Origin of the sequence: Pseudomonas putida (assembly GCF_016406145.1) — a bacterium.
Lineage (GTDB): Bacteria > Pseudomonadota > Gammaproteobacteria > Pseudomonadales > Pseudomonadaceae > Aquipseudomonas > Aquipseudomonas putida_E.
On record NZ_CP066306.1, the window covers coordinates 3000760 to 3017025 of the forward strand.

Here is a 16266-nt window from a genome sequence, read left to right on the forward strand (position 1 = left end):
CATGGGGCACACCGGGCCGTTCGCGTAACCTCGGTTCAGATGTGGTAGATGTCGATGACCTGACGCACGTAGTCGTTCTTCAGCACCACCTTCTTGGCCTTGATAAGCGGCTGTTCGCCGCGCAGGTCCAGGGTATAGAAGCTCGTACCGAAGTAGCTGTCGGTGGTCTTGTAGCGAAAGCTCAGCGTGTGCCAGTTGAAGCGCACCTGGCAGTAGCCCTCACCCTGCTCGACGATCTCGATGTTGCTGATGTTGTGCGAGGTGCGGGTGTCGGGCACGGTCGCACTGGAACGCTCGGTCTTGATACGGAACACCCGGTCCTCGAGGCCGCCACGGTTGCCGTACCAGATCAGCGAGATCTCGCTTTGCGGATCGGTGGTGAGGCGGTCGTCGTCATCCCACGCGGGCATCCAGAAGCTTGCATCGCTGGCATACAATTCCAGCCACTGGTCCCACTGTGCATCGTCCAGGTAGCGCGCTTCGCGGTACAGGAAGTCGCGCACGGTCTCATGAAGGCTCATTGCACGGCCTCCACGGGGATCAGTTGCTGCTCGTCTTCCAGAGCCTTGAGCATGGTGTCCTGCCAGTACTTGTGCTGCAGCACGAACAGGCCCTCGTCCTCAGTGCGCACGCCAGACAGCAGCGGGCTGAGCTCGATTTCGCGGGCGGCCTCGTCGGCCCCCTCGACCCAGTGCGCCGCGCCGCGTGACATGTCGTTCCAGCCGGTACCACCGCCGTAACCTGTCTGGCAGGAGCGGAATTCCTCAAGGTCGTCGGGGGTGGCCATGCCACTGACGTTGAAGAAGTCTTCGTACTGACGAATGCGCCTGGCACGGGCCTCGGCGCTCTCGCCTCTGGGCGCGATGCAGTAGATGGTGATCTCGGTTTTGTTCACCGATATCGGCCGAGCGATCCGGATCTGCGAACTGAACTGGTCCATCAGGTAGACATTGGGGTACAGGCACAGGTTGCGCGAGTTCTCGATCATCCAGTCGGCGCGAGCCTGGCCGAAGTCCGCGGCGAGTTGTTCGCGGCGTTCGAAGGCCGGGCGGTCTTCGGGGTTGGCCCAGCGGGTCCAGAGCAGCAGGTGGCCATGGTCGAAGGAGTAAAAACCACCCCCCTGCTTGGCCCATGCACCAGCGCTCATGGTCTTGATCTCTTCACCCGCCTCGCGCTGCTTGCGCTGGTTCTGGGTGGCGGCGTAGTTCCAGTGCACGGAGCTGACATGGTAGCCGTCGGCGCCGTTCTCGGCGGTCAGCTTCCAGTTGCCTTCGTAGATGTACGAACTGGCCCCGCGCAGTACCTCCAGGCCCTCGGGGGACTGGTCAACGATCATGTCGATGATCTTGGCCGATTCGCCCAGGTGTTCGGCCAGCGGTTTGACATCGGCGTTGAGGCTGCCGAACAGGAAGCCGCGGTAGGATTCGAACCGGGCAACCTTGGTCAGGTCGTGGGAGCCGTCGCAGTTGAAACTGTCGGGGTAGCCGGCGTTGCTCGGATCCTTGACCTTGAGCAGCTTGCCGCTGTTATTGAAGGTCCAGCCATGGAACGGGCAGGTGTAGCTTGCGCGGTTTCCGCGCTTGTGCCGGCAGAGCATGGCACCGCGGTGACTGCAGGCATTGAGGAAAGCATTGAGCTCACCGTCCTTGTTGCGCGCGATAAAGATCGGCTGGCGCCCCATGGTCAGGGTGAGGAAGTCGTTTTTCTCGGGGATCTGGCTTTCGTGGGCCAGGTAGATCCAGTTGCCCTCGAAGATGTGTTTCATCTCCAGATCGAACAGGCGTGGGTCGGTGAACATCTCGCGCTTGCAGCGGTAGATGCCCTTTTCACGGTCGTCCTCGAGCATGGCATTGAGGTAGTCGAATCCCAGGGACATGGCCAGGGTCTCCATTGTTATTGTTCAGACCGGGTCAGGTTAGGGCGTGCCGGCGGGCGGCAATATCCGCTGGGTGCAAAGCGCTATCCGTTTTCTGCAAGGCAAAAGAAATTGATCAGGTACATGGCAAATTATCCATTGAACGGTGCGTGCTACCTGAAGTAAGCTCGGGCTCATCAACTGGAGAGCAACATGCCGAAACACACCCGCAACCACGCCAACAACACCGGTCGCAACCTGCGCCCAGTGCTGGCCGTTGCCGGCTGCAAGGCTGTTGCCTGCTTTTATTTTGGGTATTGGTTTAGCCACTAGGCGCCGCTGATACCCACACGGCGCCCACCTTCGAGGGGCCGCCGAACATGAGAATACTCAAACCCCCGGTCGGCTCCCCGACCGGGGGTTTTGCTTTTCAGGCCTTTGAACATTACCGATTCACGCTGAGGACACTTTCATGAACTACGCCACTTATTACTACGCAAGCACCTACGCCTGGCGATTTAGCCAATCCCGCTCGGGCCAGCCTGCCGCCTCCGACCGGTCCGTCCACGGTGGCAATGCTGCAGCCAATCTGAATTCAACGATCAGTCGAACACCTCGATAGGGGCCGACTGCGCGGGTCAGAACCCGCCGTCTGCCCAGGGAACCTACGCCATGCAAGCCTCGAACCTCGCTCTGCCCCTGACCCAGCCAAACGCTGCCAACACCACTGTCAGCCGTCGCCTGCCCAGCCCGCACCTGCTCAAGCAGCAGATGCCGCTTTCAATCGAACATGCCCAGCAAGTCCAGGCCCAGCGCCAGGCCATTCGCGCCATCCTTGAAGGCCGCGACCCGCGCCTGCTGGTGGTCGTCGGCCCCTGCTCGATTCACGACCCACGCTCGGCCCTTGAATATGCCGACCGCCTGGCGGCCCTGAGCCGCGAAGTCGACGACAAGTTGCTGCTGGTGATGCGCGCCTACGTGGAGAAACCGCGCACCACGGTGGGCTGGAAAGGCCTGGCCTACGACCCGCACCTCGATGGCAGCGACGACATGCATGGCGGCATCGCCCTGTCCCGTGGCTTGATGCTGAACATGATCGAACGCGGGCTGCCGATCGCCACCGAGCTGCTGCAGCCGATGGTCGCCGGTTACTTCGATGACCTACTGGGCTGGGCGGCGATTGGCGCGCGTACCACCGAATCGCAGGTTCACCGTGAGATGGTCAGCGGCCTGGAGTTGCCGGTCGGTTTCAAGAACGGTACCGATGGCGGTGTCGCCATCGCATGCGACGCGATGCGCAGCGCCGCCGCCGCGCACCGCCATTTCGGTATGGATGCGCAAGGCTACCCGGCAATCATTGAGACCTTGGGCAACCCGGATACCCACCTGGTGCTGCGCGGCGGCCACAAGGGCCCGAACCACGACAGCACCAGCATTGCCCAAGCCCGCCAAGGGCTGGCCAAGGCGGGTCTGCAGGCGCGGATCATGGTCGATTGCAGCCATGCCAACAGCGGCAAGGACCCAGCGCGGCAGCCCGCAGTGTTCGAGGACGTGCTGGCTCAGCGCCTGGCCGGCGACACATCGCTTGTCGGGGTGATGCTCGAAGGCCACCTGTTCGACGGTTGTCAGGCACTGGGCAAGGGCCCGCTGAAGTACGGCGTGTCGATCACCGATGGCTGCCTGGGCTGGGAAGCGACACAAACCCTGCTGCGTGAGGCCGCAGCGCGTATGTAGGAAGCGTACAGCAAGCCTTGCGAGACATTTCCCAAGCAAGTGCGCTAGGCTTGCCCTTTTCACCCAAGGAGTAGTACCCATGGCACGCGCCACTGCCCGCCACATCCTCGTCAGCAGCGAAGACAAGTGCAACGAACTGAAAGCCCAGATCGAAGCCGGTGCCGACTTCGCTGAAATCGCCAAAGCCAACTCCACCTGCCCGTCCAGCCGCCAGGGCGGTGACCTGGGCTCGTTCGGCCCAGGCCAGATGGTCAAGGAATTCGATACCGTTGTATTCAGCGCCCCGGTCAACACCGTGCAGGGCCCGGTCAAGACCCAGTTCGGCTACCACCTGCTGGAAGTGACCAGCCGCCAGGACTAAGTCCACGCTGACCATGACCACCTCTGTGGGAGCAGCTTCGCCCGCGAATGCGCCCGTGCAGGCAACGCCGTTGCCTGGCCGGGCCTCTTCGCGGCCAAGCCCGCTCCCACAGATGTTTCTGGGGATCGTGCTGGCATCCATGGGTTTTACCGCCCTGGCCGAACCGACCCACGCCCTCACCGTCTACGGTGAAGCCCCGCGCTACGCCCAAACCTTCCGCCACTTCGACTACGTCAACCCCGATGCCCCCAAGGGCGGTACCCTGCGCCGCTCGGCCACCGAAATCGGTCAGTTCGACCACATTCTGCCGTACATCGACAAAGGTATCGGCGTCAGCGAGGTCGATGGCTGGCTGTACGCTCCCTTGGCAGTGCGTTCATTCGATGAGCCCTATACGGTCTATGGCCTGATCGCCCGACGCATGGAGCGCGGACCGCAGGACGCCTGGCTGCGTTTCGATATCGACCCCAGGGCAACCTTTGCCGACGGCAAACCTGTGCGTGCCGAGGATGTGCGCTTCAGTTACGACAAGCTGATGAGCGAGGGCAGCCTCAAATACCGGACCCAGTTCGCCGATGTGGCGGGTGTCACGGTCGAAGGCCCGCACCGTGTGCGCTTCGATTTCAAGCAACCCCACGGCCGTACACTGCCCCTGGACCTTGCCAGTTTGCCGGTCCTGCCCGAACACGACTGGAAAAGCCGCGACTTCGCTAACGGCGCCGGCTTCGACACACCGGTCGGCAGCGGCCCATACCGCATCGGGCGGATCGACAATGGCCGCAGCGTCACCTTCGAGCGTGACCGGCACTGGTGGGCCAAGGACTTGCCCGTCAGCCGCGGCCGTTTCAACTTCGAGCGCATTCGCGTCGAGTACTTTGGCGATACCGAGGTGGCGCGCCAGGTACTCAAAGGCGGTGGCTACGACTACAACCGTGAGTTCTCGGCCACGGCCTTCACCCTCGGTTACAACGGTGCACAACTGGATGACGGCCGCCTGCAGCGCGCCCACCTGGGCCCGGCCAAGCCACAGACCGCCCAGGGGTTCGTGTTCAACCTCGACCGGCCGCAGTTCAAGGACCGCCGCGTGCGCCAGGCGCTGGCCATGCTATGGGACTTCGAGTGGAGCAACCGGCAGATGATGCGCAACCTGTACATCCGCCAGCAAAGTATTTTTTCCAACACCCCGCTGGCTGCGCGCGAATTGCCGGATGCCGGTGAACTGAAACTGCTTGAGCCGCTGCGCGGCAAGGTACCAGGCGAAGTCTTCAGCCAGGTGTTCACGGCCCCCTTAACCGATGGCTCGGGGATTATCCGCACGCAGCAACTGCAGGCCCTGGCCCTGCTGCAGCAGGCGGGTTGGCACCCTGAGGGTGATCACCTGGTCAACGCCGAGGGCCAGCCGCTGGCATTCACCTTCCTCAACGGCCAGGCCGGCCTTGAGCGTCTGCTGCTGCCGTGGAAGCGTAACCTGGCACAGATCGGCGTTACCCTGAACATCCGCAATGTCGACTCGGCCCAGTACGTCAATCGTCTGATGGCCCGCGACTACGACATGATCGTCACCGGCTACCCGACCACCCTCTCACCGGGTGCCGAACTCTACAACTACTTCGGGTCTGCAGCAGCCAACGACCCAGGCTCGAACAACCTGATGGTGCTCAAGGACCCAGCGGTGGACAGCCTGATCGACGGGCTGGTGCGCGCCGACACCCAGGCTGACATGCGGCGCTACGCCCATGCGCTGGACCGTGTGCTGCAATGGAACTACTACTGGATCCCCAACTACTACCCGCCCGGCAGTTCGACCGTGTGGTGGAACCGCTTCGGCCTGCCCAAGGTCCAGCCTGCTTATGACGAAGGGCTGGACAGCTGGTGGGAAATCAGCCCGAACGCCCTGACCAGCGCGCAGATGGCCGAGCGCCAGAAGGCTGCGCCATGACCTCCTATATCCTGCGCCGCCTGCTGCTGATCATCCCCACGCTGCTGGCGATCCTGCTGGTCAACTTCGCCATCGTCCAGGCTGCCCCCGGCGGCCCTGTGGAGCAGGCTGTGGCCAGGCTGCAGGGCATCGGCGGCGGGGCACCGGGCGCCCGGGCCGACGTGGTTCATGGCGAATCCCGCGCCACCCGGGGCCTGGACCCGAAACTGATCGAGGAGATCAAGCGCCAGTACGGCTTCGACAAGTCGGCCCCTGAGCGCCTGTGGCTGATGCTCGGCCAGTATGCACGGCTGGATTTCGGCCAGAGCTTCTTCCGCGGCGCCAAGGTCACCGATCTGATTCTGGACAAGCTGCCGGTGACCCTTTCACTGGGGTTCTGGGCCACGTTGATCACCTACCTGGTGTCGATCCCGCTGGGCATCCGCAAGGCGGTGCGCCACGGCAGCCGCTTCGATGCCTGGAGCAGTGCGCTGATCGTGATCGGTTACGCCCTGCCCTCTTTCCTGTTCGCCTTGCTGTTGATCGTGCTGTTCGCCGGTGGCACCTCGCTGAACTGGTTCCCGGTACGCGGCCTGGTCTCGGAAAACTTCGACCAGCTCAGCCTGCTGGGCAAGGTCGCCGACTACTTCTGGCACCTGGTGCTGCCGGTGGGTGCACTGGTGGTCGGCGGCTTCGCCACGCTGACATTGCTGACCAAGAACGCCTTCCTCGACGAAATCTCCCGTCAGTACGTGGTCACGGCACGGGCCAAGGGCCTGAGCGAGCGCCGGGTGTTGTATGGCCACGTGCTGCGCAATGCCATGCTGGTGGTGCTGGCTGGATTGCCGCAGGCGCTTATCACGGTGTTCTTCGCAGGATCCCTGCTGATCGAGGTGATTTTCTCGCTCGATGGCCTTGGGCGAATGAGCTACGAGGCAGCGGTGTCGCGTGACTACCCGGTAGTGTTCGGCACGCTGTTCATCTTCACCCTGGCCGGCCTGCTGATACGCCTGATCGGCGACTTGTCGTATACCTTGCTCGATCCGCGCATCGACTTCGACGCGAGGACGCACTGATGCTCTCGCCGGTTTCGCGTCGCCGCCTGCAACGCTTTCGCCGTAACCGCCGTGGCTGGGTGTCGTTGTGGCTGTTTGCTGGCCTGCTGCTGCTCAGCCTCGGCGCAGAGCTCGTGGCCAACGACAAACCCTTGCTGCTTGGCTACAAGGGCGAGCTGTACATGCCTGCGCTAAAACGCTACAGCGAGCAGCAGTTCGGCGGCCAACTGCCGTTTCAGCCGGACTACCGTAGCGCGTATGTACGCCAGCTGATCGAGGACCAGGGCGGCTGGATGCTGTTCGCACCGATTCCGTTCAGTGCCGACACACCCAACTACGACCTGCAGGTACCCACCCCAAGCCCACCGAGCAGCAGCAACTGGCTGGGTACCGACGACCAGGGCCGCGACGTGCTCGCACGGGTGTTGTACGGCACACGGGTATCGCTGCTGTTCGCCTTCGCCCTGACGGTGGTCAGCGTGCTGATCGGCGTGATCGCCGGGGCCTTGCAGGGCTACCACGGTGGTTGGGTGGACCTGCTTGGGCAACGCGTGCTGGAGGTGTGGTCGGGGTTGCCGGTGCTGTACCTGCTGATCATCCTCAGCGGTTTCGTCGAGCCGGACTTCTGGTGGCTGCTGGGGATCATGGCGCTGTTCTCGTGGTTGACCCTGGTGGATGTGGTGCGGGCCGAGTTCCTGCGTGGGCGCAACCTGGAGTACGTGAAGGCCGCCCGCGCTCTGGGCCTGCCTGACAGCCAGGTGATGCTGCGGCACATCCTGCCCAATGCGATGAACGCCACGCTGACCTACGTGCCGTTCATGCTCACCGGGGCCATCACCACACTGACCGCGCTGGACTTTCTGGGCTTTGGCATGCCGGCCGGGAGTGCTTCGCTGGGTGAGCTGGTCACCCAGGGCAAGCAACACCTGGAGGCCCCTTGGCTGGGCTTCACAGCGTTCTTTGCGCTGGCGGTGGTACTGTCATTGCTCGTGTTTATCGGGGATGCCTTGCGCGAGGCTTTCGACCCGAGAGTTTAGGCTGGTACTGCCATCACAGGTTTCAGGGAACTGCCCATGCAAGAAAGCAATACCCTCAAGGACTATCCTCAGGTACGGCAACTGGCGATCCGCTCGCTGTTCGAAATCATCGAGCAGTCCAGCGAGGGCACCGTGATCGTCGACCGCGAGGCGCGAATCGTGTGGATGAACGAACGCTACGCCCGTCGGTTTGGCCTGGCCGATGCCGCCAGTGCCATAGGCCAGCCATGCGAAACGGTGATCCCGGGCAGCCTGATGCGCGAGGTGGTGAGTAACGGCCGGCCGATCCTGCTGGACATGCTCGACACCCCCAACGAGCCACTGGTGGTCATGCGCCTGCCGATCCACGATGCGCAGGGCGCGCTGATCGGTGCCATCGGCTTTGCCCTGTTCGACGAATTGCGCAGCCTGTCGCCACTGCTCAAGCGCTATTCGAGCATGCAGCAGGAGCTGGCCACGACACGCTCGCAACTGCGCGCGCGCCAGGCCAAATACAGTTTTGCCCAGTTCGTCGGCAGCAGCGCGGCGAGCCTTGAGGCCAAACGCCGTGCCAGGCGCGGCGCGGCCAGCGAATCGCCAGTGTTGTTGCTCGGCGAAACCGGTACTGGCAAGGAGCTGCTGGCCCATGCCATTCACGCAGCCTCGGCACGTGCGCACAAAGCCTTTGTCAGCATCAACAGTGCAGCGATTCCCGAAGCGCTGCTGGAGGCCGAGTTTTTCGGCACGGCCCCAGGCGCCTTTACCGGCGCTGACCGCAAAGGGCGCAGCGGCAAGTTGCAGTTGGCCGAAGGCGGCACCTTGTTCCTCGACGAAATCGGCGACATGCCCTTGGCCCTGCAAAGCAAGCTGCTGCGTGTACTGCAGGAGAAGGAATACGAACCGGTGGGCTCGAACCAGATGCTGCGCAGCGACGTGCGCATCATCGCGGCCACTTCAATCGATTTGCAGGCGGCCATGGCCCGCGGGGCGTTTCGCGCCGATCTGTATTACCGCCTGAATGTGCTGCCAATCCAGGCTCCGCCGCTGCGCGAGCGCCTCGAAGACCTGCCCGCGTTATGCGAGGCGATCCTGGCCGAACTGGGCAGCCAGTTCGAGCTGGAGCCCGATGCGCTGCAATTGCTGGCACGCCATGCCTGGCCCGGGAACATCCGTGAGCTGCGCAACGTGCTGGAACGGGCAACCCTGCTGGCGGACCAGCCGCGCCTTACCGCCTTGGACTTGCGCGAGGCACTAGGGCCGGTGGCGCCGCTTGCCACCACTACCGTGCGGCAAAGCTACCGCGATGCCTGTGCGCAATTCGAGCGCAAGCTCATTGCCGACACATTGGCCGCACACGCCGGCAATGTGGTGGAAGCAGCTAAAGCATTGGGTTTGGGGCGTTCGACGTTCTACAAGAAGAAAGTGGCATTGGGGGTATGAGTCTCTTATTGGAGACTGGTGTTTCACAATAGAGACTACTGCGGGTGCTCTGCCTTGCATGGCGGTTGCAGGGGCGTAGCTGCCGCAGCCAATCTCAAATAAGAGACACAGCAAACTCCATTCCAAGAAAATGCGTTAACAATCAATAAGTTAACTGTTGGCACGATTCCCGCTATCTCCCGGTCACCGATAACAAAAAGACCTACCCAGGAGATCTACCCGATGACCGTGCTCATCGCCCTCGCCGCTTTGGCCCTGCTGATGCTGGCCGCCTACCGCGGTTACAGCGTGATCCTCTTCGCACCAATCGCCGCCCTCGGCGCGGTGCTGCTGACCGACCCCGCCGCCGTGGCGCCCGCCTTTACCGGGGTGTTCATGGAAAAGATGGTCGGCTTCATCAAGCTGTACTTTCCGGTGTTCCTGCTTGGCGCGGTGTTCGGCAAGCTCATCGAACTGTCCGGTTTCTCGCGCTCGATCGTCGCCGCGGCCATCCGCCTGCTCGGCACCCGCCAGGCCATGCTGGTGATCGTGCTCGTTTGCGCTTTGCTCACTTATGGTGGGGTATCGCTGTTTGTGGTGGTGTTCGCGGTGTACCCGTTCGCCGCCGAAATGTTCCGCCAAAGTGATATTCCCAAGCGCCTGATCCCGGCAACCATCGCCTTGGGCGCCTTCTCGTTCACCATGGACGCCCTGCCCGGCACCCCGCAGATCCAGAACATCATCCCCAGCACCTTCTTCAACACCACCGCCTGGGCCGCGCCCTGGTTGGGACTGATTGGCACGGTGTTCGTGTTCTGCAGCGGCATGCTTTACCTGCAACGCCAGCGTAATAAGGCCCAGCGCGCCGGCGAGGGCTATGGCAGCAACCTGCGCAACGAACCGGAAACTGCCGCCGACCTGACCTTGCCCAACCCATGGCTCGCGCTTTCGCCGCTGGTGCTGGTGGGGGTGATGAACCTGCTGTTCACCCACTGGATCCCGCAGTGGTATGGGGCCAGCCATACCCTGCAACTGCCGGGCATGAGTGCGCCGGTGAACAGCGACGTGGCCAAGCTCACGGCGATCTGGGCAGTGCAGGCCGCGCTGCTGGTCGGCATCCTGATGGTGCTGGTGTGCGCCTTCGGCGCCATCCGTGAGCGCCTGGCCGAAGGCACCAAGAGCGCTGTCGGTGGCGCTTTGCTGGCCGCCATGAACACCGCTTCAGAATACGGCTTTGGTGCGGTGATCGCTTCGCTGCCGGGCTTTCTGGTATTGGCCGATGCCCTGCGCGGCATCCCCAACCCGCTGGTCAATGAAGCTATCACCGTGACCTTACTGGCCGGCATCACCGGCTCCGCCTCAGGCGGCATGAGCATTGCCCTGGCGGCCATGGGCGACAGCTTCATCGCTGCGGCAAACGCCGCCAACATCCCGCTCGAGGTGCTGCACCGGGTGGCCGCCATGGCCAGCGGCGGCATGGACACCCTGCCGCACAACGGTGCGGTGATCACCTTGCTGGCCGTCACCGGCTTGACCCACCGCGAGGCCTACAAAGACATTTTCGGTATTACCCTGATCAAGACCCTGGCCGTCTTCGTGGTCATCGCCACGTTCTACGCCACCGGCATCGTCTAAGGAGCTTTGCATGACCCTCAAAGGCAAGACTGCACTCATCACCGGTTCCACCAGCGGCATCGGCCTGGGCATCGCCCAGGTGCTGGCCCGCGCAGGCGCCAACATCCTGCTCAACGGTTTCGGCGACCCGGCACCGGCGCTGGCCGAGGTTACGCAGCATGGGGTGAAGGTTGCGCACCATCCGGCCGACCTTGGCGATGTGGCCCAGATAGAAGCATTGTTCGCTTTTGCCGAGCAGACCTTCGGCGGTGTCGACATCCTGGTCAACAATGCGGGCATCCAGCATGTGGCGCCGGTCGAGCAGTTTCCGGTGGAAAGCTGGGACAAGATAATTGCCTTGAACCTGTCGGCGGTGTTCCATGGCACGCGCCTGGCCCTGCCCGGTATGCGTAAGCGCAACTGGGGGCGCATCGTCAATATCGCCTCGGTGCACGGGTTGGTCGGCTCCACCGGCAAAGCCGCCTATGTGGCGGCCAAGCACGGCGTGGTCGGCCTGACCAAGGTGGTGGGGCTGGAAACGGCGACTGGCAATGTCACCTGCAATGCCATCTGCCCGGGCTGGGTGCTGACCCCGCTGGTGCAAAAGCAGATCGACGAACGCGCCGCCAAGGGTGTCGCCCCCCAGCAGGCGCAAGCGGACTTGCTGGCCGAGAAGCAACCTTCATTGGCCTTCGTCACCCCTGAACACCTGGGCGAGCTGGTACTATTCCTGTGCAGCGAGGCCGCAAGCCAGGTCCGCGGCGCCGCCTGGAATGTCGATGGTGGCTGGCTGGCCCAGTGATGGGCAGCCTGGGCCTGGTGCGGGTCTTGCCATTGTTCAACTGCAAGGAGGCCCTATGCGCCCAACCCCCCTGTCCACGATCCTGGCCCTGACTATGGCGGCCACTGCCCCGGCGATGGCCGCCAGCCTGAAGGACGTTGCGCCTTACCCCGAGGCCGAAAAAGGCTTTACCCGGCAGGTCATCCACCTGCCCGCGCAAGCCGACGAGCAAGCCTACAAACTTGAAATTCTGGCTGGCAAGACGCTGCAGGTGGACTGTAACCGCCAGCGCCTGGCCGGCAGCCTGGAGGAACACACCCTCGAAGGCTGGGGTTACAACTATTACCGCCTGGACAAGGTCGGCGGGCCGGCCAGTACCCTGATGGCCTGCCCGGATGGCAAAAAGACCGAGGCGTTCGTGCCAGTGGTCGGTGAAGGCTTCCTGCTGCGCTACAACAGCAAATTGCCGGTCGTGGTGTATGTGCCCGATGGCGTGCAAGTGCGTTACCGCGTCTGGTCGGCATCGCAGGACGTGCAAAAGGCCAAGGTGGAGTAAATTCAGGCGTAGCGGTGCTTGATCGCCGGCAAGCTGGCGATCAAGCGCGTCATGGCAATGGGAGGTATGGCATGAATGATGTGCTTTGGTGTCCTGCTGCGGCGCAAATCGAGGCCAGCCGAATGGATGCCTTTCGCCGCTGGATCAACCTGCGCTACAACCTTCAGCTCAACGATTACGCAGCCCTGCACGGTTGGAGCGTCGAGCAGCGCGCCGCTTTTTGGCAATCCATTGCCGACTATTTCCAAGTGCTGTGGCATACCCCGCCCAGCCAGGTACTGAGCGAAGGTGCACAAATGCCCGATGCTCGGTGGTTCGCCAAGGCCACCCTCAATTTCGCCGAACACCTGCTACGCCGCCGTGACGATCACCCCGCTGTGACGGCCATGCGCGAGGACGGCCAGCGCAGGTCACTGAGCCACGCGCAACTGGCCGCTGAGGTAGCCGGGCTGCAGAAGGCCTTCAAAAATGCTGGTATCGAGCCGGGTGACCGCATTGGCGCAGTGATGCCCAACACCTGGGAAACCCTCGTGGCCATGCTCGCCTGCACCAGCCTCGGCGCCGTCTGGTCGACGTCATCGCCGGAGTTTGGCCTGCACGGCATCATCGATCGCTTCGGCCAGATCGAGCCCAAGCTGCTGATCGTCTGTGCCGGTTACCAGTACGCCGGCAAGCAGATCGACCAGGTCGACAAGATCAACCAGGTCTGCACGCAGTTACCCGGGCTACAGCAACTGATCGTGGTGCCCTACACGCGGCCGCACACCCAGGCCGACGAATTCAGTACCCAGGCAAAGGTCAGCCTGTGGGGCGACTTCTACCAGGCTGGGGGTGAACCAACCTTCACCCCGCTACCGTTCGATCACCCGCTGTACATACTCTATTCCAGCGGCACCACGGGCGTGCCCAAATGCATCGTCCACAGCGCCGGCGGTGTGCTGCTGCAACATCTCAAGGAGCACGGCCTGCACAATGACCTCAAGGCCGATGACGTGCTGTTCTACTACACCACCTGCGGCTGGATGATGTGGAACTGGCTGGCCAGCGGCCTGGCAGTGGGAGCCACACTGGTATTGTACGACGGCTCCCCCTTCCACCCTGGCCCCGAGCGGCTGCTCGACCTGATCGACGCCGAAGGCATCCAGGCCTTCGGCACCAGCGCCAAGTACCTGGCCGCGCTTGAACAGGAAGGCCTGGAGCCGGCACGCAGTCATCGGCTGGACAGCCTGCGCCTGATCCTCTCCACCGGCTCCCCCCTGTCGCCGCACAGTTACGACTACGTTTACGCCAAGATAAAAGCCGACCTGTGCCTGGCGTCCATGTCCGGTGGTACCGATATCGTTTCCTGCTTCGTGCTGGGCAACCCGACGCTGCCGGTACGCCGTGGCGAAATTGCCTGCAAGGGCCTGGGCATGGCGGTGCAAGTATGGAATGAGCATGGCCAGCCGGTGACCGGCGAAAAAGGCGAGCTGGTGTGCACCCGCCACTTCCCGTCGATGCCCCTGGGGTTCTGGAACGACAACGATGGCAGCCGCTACCGCGAGGCCTACTTCAGCCAGTTTCCCGGTGTCTGGGCGCAGGGCGACTACGCCGAGCAGCTCGCCACAGGCGGCATGGTGATTCATGGGCGTTCCGATGCCGTGCTCAACCCCGGTGGCGTGCGCATTGGCACAGCGGAAATCTATCGGCAGGTAGAAAAGGTCGAGCAGGTGCTGGAAAGTGTCGCCATCGGCCAGCAATGGAAAGGCGATGTGCGTGTCGTGCTGTTCGTGCGTCTGCGTGATGGCCTGGTGCTCGATGAGCCCTTGCAACAGCGCATTCGCCAGGTGATTCGCCAGTACACCACGCCGCGCCATGTACCGGCGGTGATCCTGCAGGTCAGCGATATTCCACGTACCATCAGCGGCAAGCTGGTGGAGCTGGCGGTGCGCAATGTGGTACACGGGTTGCCCGTGAAAAATACCGACGCGCTGGCCAACCCCGAGGCACTCGAGTTTTTTCGTGACCGCACGGAGCTGCACGTTCAGGCATAATGGCGCCCTTTTTTCACCCCGAAGCACAGGTGTCCCATGAAAGCTCAAGCCCGCCACATCCTGGTCAAGACCGCTGACGAAGCCGAAAAGCTCAAGCAGCGCATCGCCAATGGCGAGGCCTTCGACGTGCTGGCCAAGAAGTTGTCCACCTGCCCTTCAGGCAAGCGCGGCGGCGACCTGGGCGAAGTGCGCCCGGGGCAGCTGGTGGGGGCGATCGACCAGGTGATTTTCAAGAAACCCCTGCGTGTGGTGCACGGGCCGATAAAGAGCAAGTTCGGCTACCACTTGGTGCAGACGTTCTACCGCGACTGAAAAGCGCCGTTAACGGCGTGCGGCCAGCAACCCGAGGCCAGCGCAACCGAGCAGGCAGGCGCTGACCCGGTTGAACAGCCGGCGCGGCCCTGGCTGGCTGAACCAGCGCTGCAGGTAGGCGCCAAGGCCGGCATAGATGGCAATCGCCGCCCACTCCAGAAGCAGGAACAGTACCCCCAGCCAGAGGAACTGCTCACTGACCGGGGTGGGGCTGCCCACCGAGACGAACTGTGGCAGGAAGGCGGTAAAAATCAGGATCGCTTTCGGGTTGCCTGCGGCAACCCAGAACTCCTGGCGCGCCAGGCGCCAACTGCCACGCGGCTGCTCGCTCGCCACCAGCGCCTCGCCCACCGGAGCGCGCCACAGCTGCCAGGCGATGTAGAACAGGTAGGCCGCCCCCACCACCTTGATCATCAGGAACAGGTACTCACTGGTGTGCAGCACCACCGCCAGGCCCATCGCTGCCAGGGCAATCATGCCGCTGAAGGCGAGAATGCGCCCGCCACCTGCCACGCATGCGGTACGCAAGCCATAGCGGCTGGCATTGTGCAACGACAACAGGTTGTTCGGCCCCGGTGCCATGTTCAAGGCGAAGCAGGCGGGGATGAATAACAACAGGCTCGACAGGTCCATTTCGTTCTCCTGGAAATCTGCCGCCAATGTCGATGCTTGAGCGGTACCGGGTCAAGGTACAGCCACAGGGAAAAACTGTACGGCAGCGCGTTCGGCGCTGTTAAGCTTCCAGCCTGAACGAGGACTCCAGCATGCACCCTACCCGCTCCTCACTCTGGCGCGATCCGGCCCTACCCTGGGTGGAAAGCCGCCGGGCCTGCCACAGCCGAGCCTGCTACAAGGCTCATAGCCACCCGACATTCTCCATCGGCGCGGTGGATGCGGGGTGCAGCCTCTTCACTGGCGCGGGTGATGGGCAGCAGCGGCTGACCCCAGGCACGCTGGTGTTGGTGCCGGCGCAGCGGGTGCATGCCTGCAACCCCGAACCCGGCCAGGCATGGAGCTACCAGATGCTGCATGTCGAGGCCCAGTGGCTTGCGCAGCTGCGCCTGGAGTCGGGGCTCATTGCAGCCGAGCCAGGGGCGCCGGCGCGTATCAGCCGCCTGCCTGGGTTGTATCGAGAATTCTGCAGGTTGAATGAATTGCTGTTCTCTGGCGCGAGCCCCGGCGAAAAGGAAGCTGCGCTTATCACCTTCCTGGGTGATCATGATTTTACCGAGCATCCACCGTTGACGGCTGCGCCTGCGCCGGCGCTAGGCAACCCGGTTCTGCGTGGCCTGATAGCGCGTATCGAAGCTGGAGATCCGGCCCGATTGAGTCTTGAAGTGCTGGCCCGGCAAGCAGGGCTTGGCCGCTATCAGTTGATCCGTGCGTTCCGCGCGGCTACCGGGCTGACGCCCCATGCCTACCTGATCAACGCCCGCGTCAACCGTGGCCGGCGGCTGCTGCGCGACGGGCTGGCGCTGGCCGAGGTGGCCTATCGACTGGGGTTTGCCGATCAGAGCCATTTTCAGCGGGTATTCAAGGCACATGTGGGCGTGACGCCGGGGCAATATCGGCTGCGTCTCGATTAGAGGCCCTAAGCAACCCGCAATAATCT

General features: G+C 63.1%; 15 protein-coding genes. 12 read left to right on the forward strand and 3 right to left on the reverse strand.

Going from position 1 to position 16266, the window contains the following annotated elements; all coding sequences use genetic code 11:
* Positions 1–35: 35 nt before the first annotated feature.
* Positions 36–521, reverse strand: coding sequence for a benzoate 1,2-dioxygenase small subunit (gene benB, locus JET17_RS13760; protein ID WP_012314560.1), 486 nt, complete (start codon positions 519–521; stop codon positions 36–38).
* Positions 518–1876, reverse strand: coding sequence for a benzoate 1,2-dioxygenase large subunit (gene benA / locus JET17_RS13765; RefSeq protein ID WP_012314561.1), 1359 nt, complete (start codon positions 1874–1876; stop codon positions 518–520). The genes benB and benA overlap by 4 nt, the downstream gene beginning before the upstream one ends.
* Positions 1877–2527: 651 nt before the next feature.
* Between benA and JET17_RS13770 the strand changes: the two genes are divergently transcribed.
* The 11 genes from JET17_RS13770 to JET17_RS13820 all read left to right on the forward strand — a co-directional run bounded on the left by JET17_RS13770 (position 2528) and on the right by JET17_RS13820 (position 14654).
* Positions 2528–3589 carry a 3-deoxy-7-phosphoheptulonate synthase gene (locus JET17_RS13770; protein ID WP_012314562.1) on the forward strand — a complete coding sequence of 354 codons (1062 nt, stop codon included), beginning with the start codon at positions 2528–2530 and terminating at the stop codon, positions 3587–3589.
* A 79-nt stretch (positions 3590–3668) separates the two neighbouring features.
* Entirely contained in the window at positions 3669–3950 is a 282-nt protein-coding gene (locus JET17_RS13775) for a peptidylprolyl isomerase (RefSeq protein ID WP_003248318.1), read from the forward strand.
* Positions 3951–3963: 13 nt separating this feature from the next.
* Positions 3964–5889: an extracellular solute-binding protein gene (locus JET17_RS13780; protein ID WP_080516483.1), complete on the forward strand. Its 1926-nt coding sequence runs from the start codon at positions 3964–3966 to the stop codon at positions 5887–5889.
* Positions 5886–6944: a microcin C ABC transporter permease YejB gene (locus tag JET17_RS13785; RefSeq protein WP_012314564.1), complete on the forward strand. Its 1059-nt coding sequence runs from the start codon at positions 5886–5888 to the stop codon at positions 6942–6944. Before JET17_RS13780 ends, JET17_RS13785 begins: the two co-directional genes overlap by 4 nt.
* Positions 6944–7960, forward strand: a complete 1017-nt coding sequence (locus JET17_RS13790; RefSeq protein ID WP_012314565.1) for an ABC transporter permease — start codon at positions 6944–6946, stop codon at positions 7958–7960. Before JET17_RS13785 ends, JET17_RS13790 begins: the two co-directional genes overlap by 1 nt.
* A 36-nt stretch (positions 7961–7996) precedes the next feature.
* Positions 7997–9379 (forward strand): sigma-54 interaction domain-containing protein, encoded by a 1383-nt coding sequence (locus JET17_RS13795; RefSeq protein WP_012314566.1) that lies wholly within the window; start codon positions 7997–7999, stop codon positions 9377–9379.
* Between the two features lie 222 nt (positions 9380–9601).
* Positions 9602–10993 (forward strand): GntP family permease, encoded by a 1392-nt coding sequence (locus JET17_RS13800; RefSeq protein WP_012314567.1) that lies wholly within the window; start codon positions 9602–9604, stop codon positions 10991–10993.
* 10 nt (positions 10994–11003) lie between these two features.
* Positions 11004–11774, forward strand: coding sequence for a 3-hydroxybutyrate dehydrogenase (gene hbdH / locus JET17_RS13805; RefSeq protein ID WP_012314568.1), 771 nt, complete (start codon positions 11004–11006; stop codon positions 11772–11774).
* 55 nt (positions 11775–11829) lie between these two features.
* Entirely contained in the window at positions 11830–12309 is a 480-nt protein-coding gene (eco, locus tag JET17_RS13810) for a serine protease inhibitor ecotin (protein WP_012314569.1), read from the forward strand.
* Between the two features lie 71 nt (positions 12310–12380).
* Complete coding sequence (locus tag JET17_RS13815; RefSeq protein WP_012314570.1) at positions 12381–14342, forward strand: acetoacetate--CoA ligase; 1962 nt, start codon at positions 12381–12383, stop codon at positions 14340–14342.
* Between the two features lie 36 nt (positions 14343–14378).
* A complete protein-coding gene (locus JET17_RS13820; RefSeq protein ID WP_012314571.1) occupies positions 14379–14654 on the forward strand; it encodes a peptidylprolyl isomerase in 276 nt (91 codons plus the stop codon).
* 9 nt (positions 14655–14663) lie between these two features.
* Here JET17_RS13820 and JET17_RS13825 read toward each other — a convergent pair whose 3' ends face one another.
* Positions 14664–15287 (reverse strand): LysE family translocator, encoded by a 624-nt coding sequence (locus JET17_RS13825; RefSeq protein ID WP_012314572.1) that lies wholly within the window; start codon positions 15285–15287, stop codon positions 14664–14666.
* A 131-nt stretch (positions 15288–15418) separates the two neighbouring features.
* Here JET17_RS13825 and JET17_RS13830 point away from each other — a divergent pair, with 131 nt between their 5' ends.
* Positions 15419–16240, forward strand: coding sequence for an AraC family transcriptional regulator (locus JET17_RS13830; protein WP_012314573.1), 822 nt, complete (start codon positions 15419–15421; stop codon positions 16238–16240).
* Positions 16241–16266 lie beyond the last annotated feature (26 nt).

What these genes read in the sequence shown, in the direction of transcription:
- JET17_RS13775 (WP_003248318.1), top strand. Translation starts at nt 3,669, where the DNA reads ATGGCACGCGCCACTGCCCGCCACATCCTCGTCAGCAGCGAAGACAAG.
- JET17_RS13820 (WP_012314571.1), top strand. Translation starts at nt 14,379, where the DNA reads ATGAAAGCTCAAGCCCGCCACATCCTGGTCAAGACCGCTGACGAAGCC.
- JET17_RS13795 (WP_012314566.1), top strand. Translation starts at nt 7,997, where the DNA reads ATGCAAGAAAGCAATACCCTCAAGGACTATCCTCAGGTACGGCAACTG.
- JET17_RS13830 (WP_012314573.1), top strand. Translation starts at nt 15,419, where the DNA reads ATGCACCCTACCCGCTCCTCACTCTGGCGCGATCCGGCCCTACCCTGG.
- JET17_RS13800 (WP_012314567.1), top strand. Translation starts at nt 9,602, where the DNA reads ATGACCGTGCTCATCGCCCTCGCCGCTTTGGCCCTGCTGATGCTGGCC.
- eco (WP_012314569.1), top strand. Translation starts at nt 11,830, where the DNA reads ATGCGCCCAACCCCCCTGTCCACGATCCTGGCCCTGACTATGGCGGCC.
- JET17_RS13785 (WP_012314564.1), top strand. Translation starts at nt 5,886, where the DNA reads ATGACCTCCTATATCCTGCGCCGCCTGCTGCTGATCATCCCCACGCTG.
- hbdH (WP_012314568.1), top strand. Translation starts at nt 11,004, where the DNA reads ATGACCCTCAAAGGCAAGACTGCACTCATCACCGGTTCCACCAGCGGC.
- JET17_RS13780 (WP_080516483.1), top strand. Translation starts at nt 3,964, where the DNA reads ATGACCACCTCTGTGGGAGCAGCTTCGCCCGCGAATGCGCCCGTGCAG.
- benB (WP_012314560.1), bottom strand. Translation starts at nt 521, where the DNA reads ATGAGCCTTCATGAGACCGTGCGCGACTTCCTGTACCGCGAAGCGCGC.
- benA (WP_012314561.1), bottom strand. Translation starts at nt 1,876, where the DNA reads ATGTCCCTGGGATTCGACTACCTCAATGCCATGCTCGAGGACGACCGT.
- JET17_RS13815 (WP_012314570.1), top strand. Translation starts at nt 12,381, where the DNA reads ATGAATGATGTGCTTTGGTGTCCTGCTGCGGCGCAAATCGAGGCCAGC.
- JET17_RS13790 (WP_012314565.1), top strand. Translation starts at nt 6,944, where the DNA reads ATGCTCTCGCCGGTTTCGCGTCGCCGCCTGCAACGCTTTCGCCGTAAC.
- JET17_RS13825 (WP_012314572.1), bottom strand. Translation starts at nt 15,287, where the DNA reads ATGGACCTGTCGAGCCTGTTGTTATTCATCCCCGCCTGCTTCGCCTTG.
- JET17_RS13770 (WP_012314562.1), top strand. Translation starts at nt 2,528, where the DNA reads ATGCAAGCCTCGAACCTCGCTCTGCCCCTGACCCAGCCAAACGCTGCC.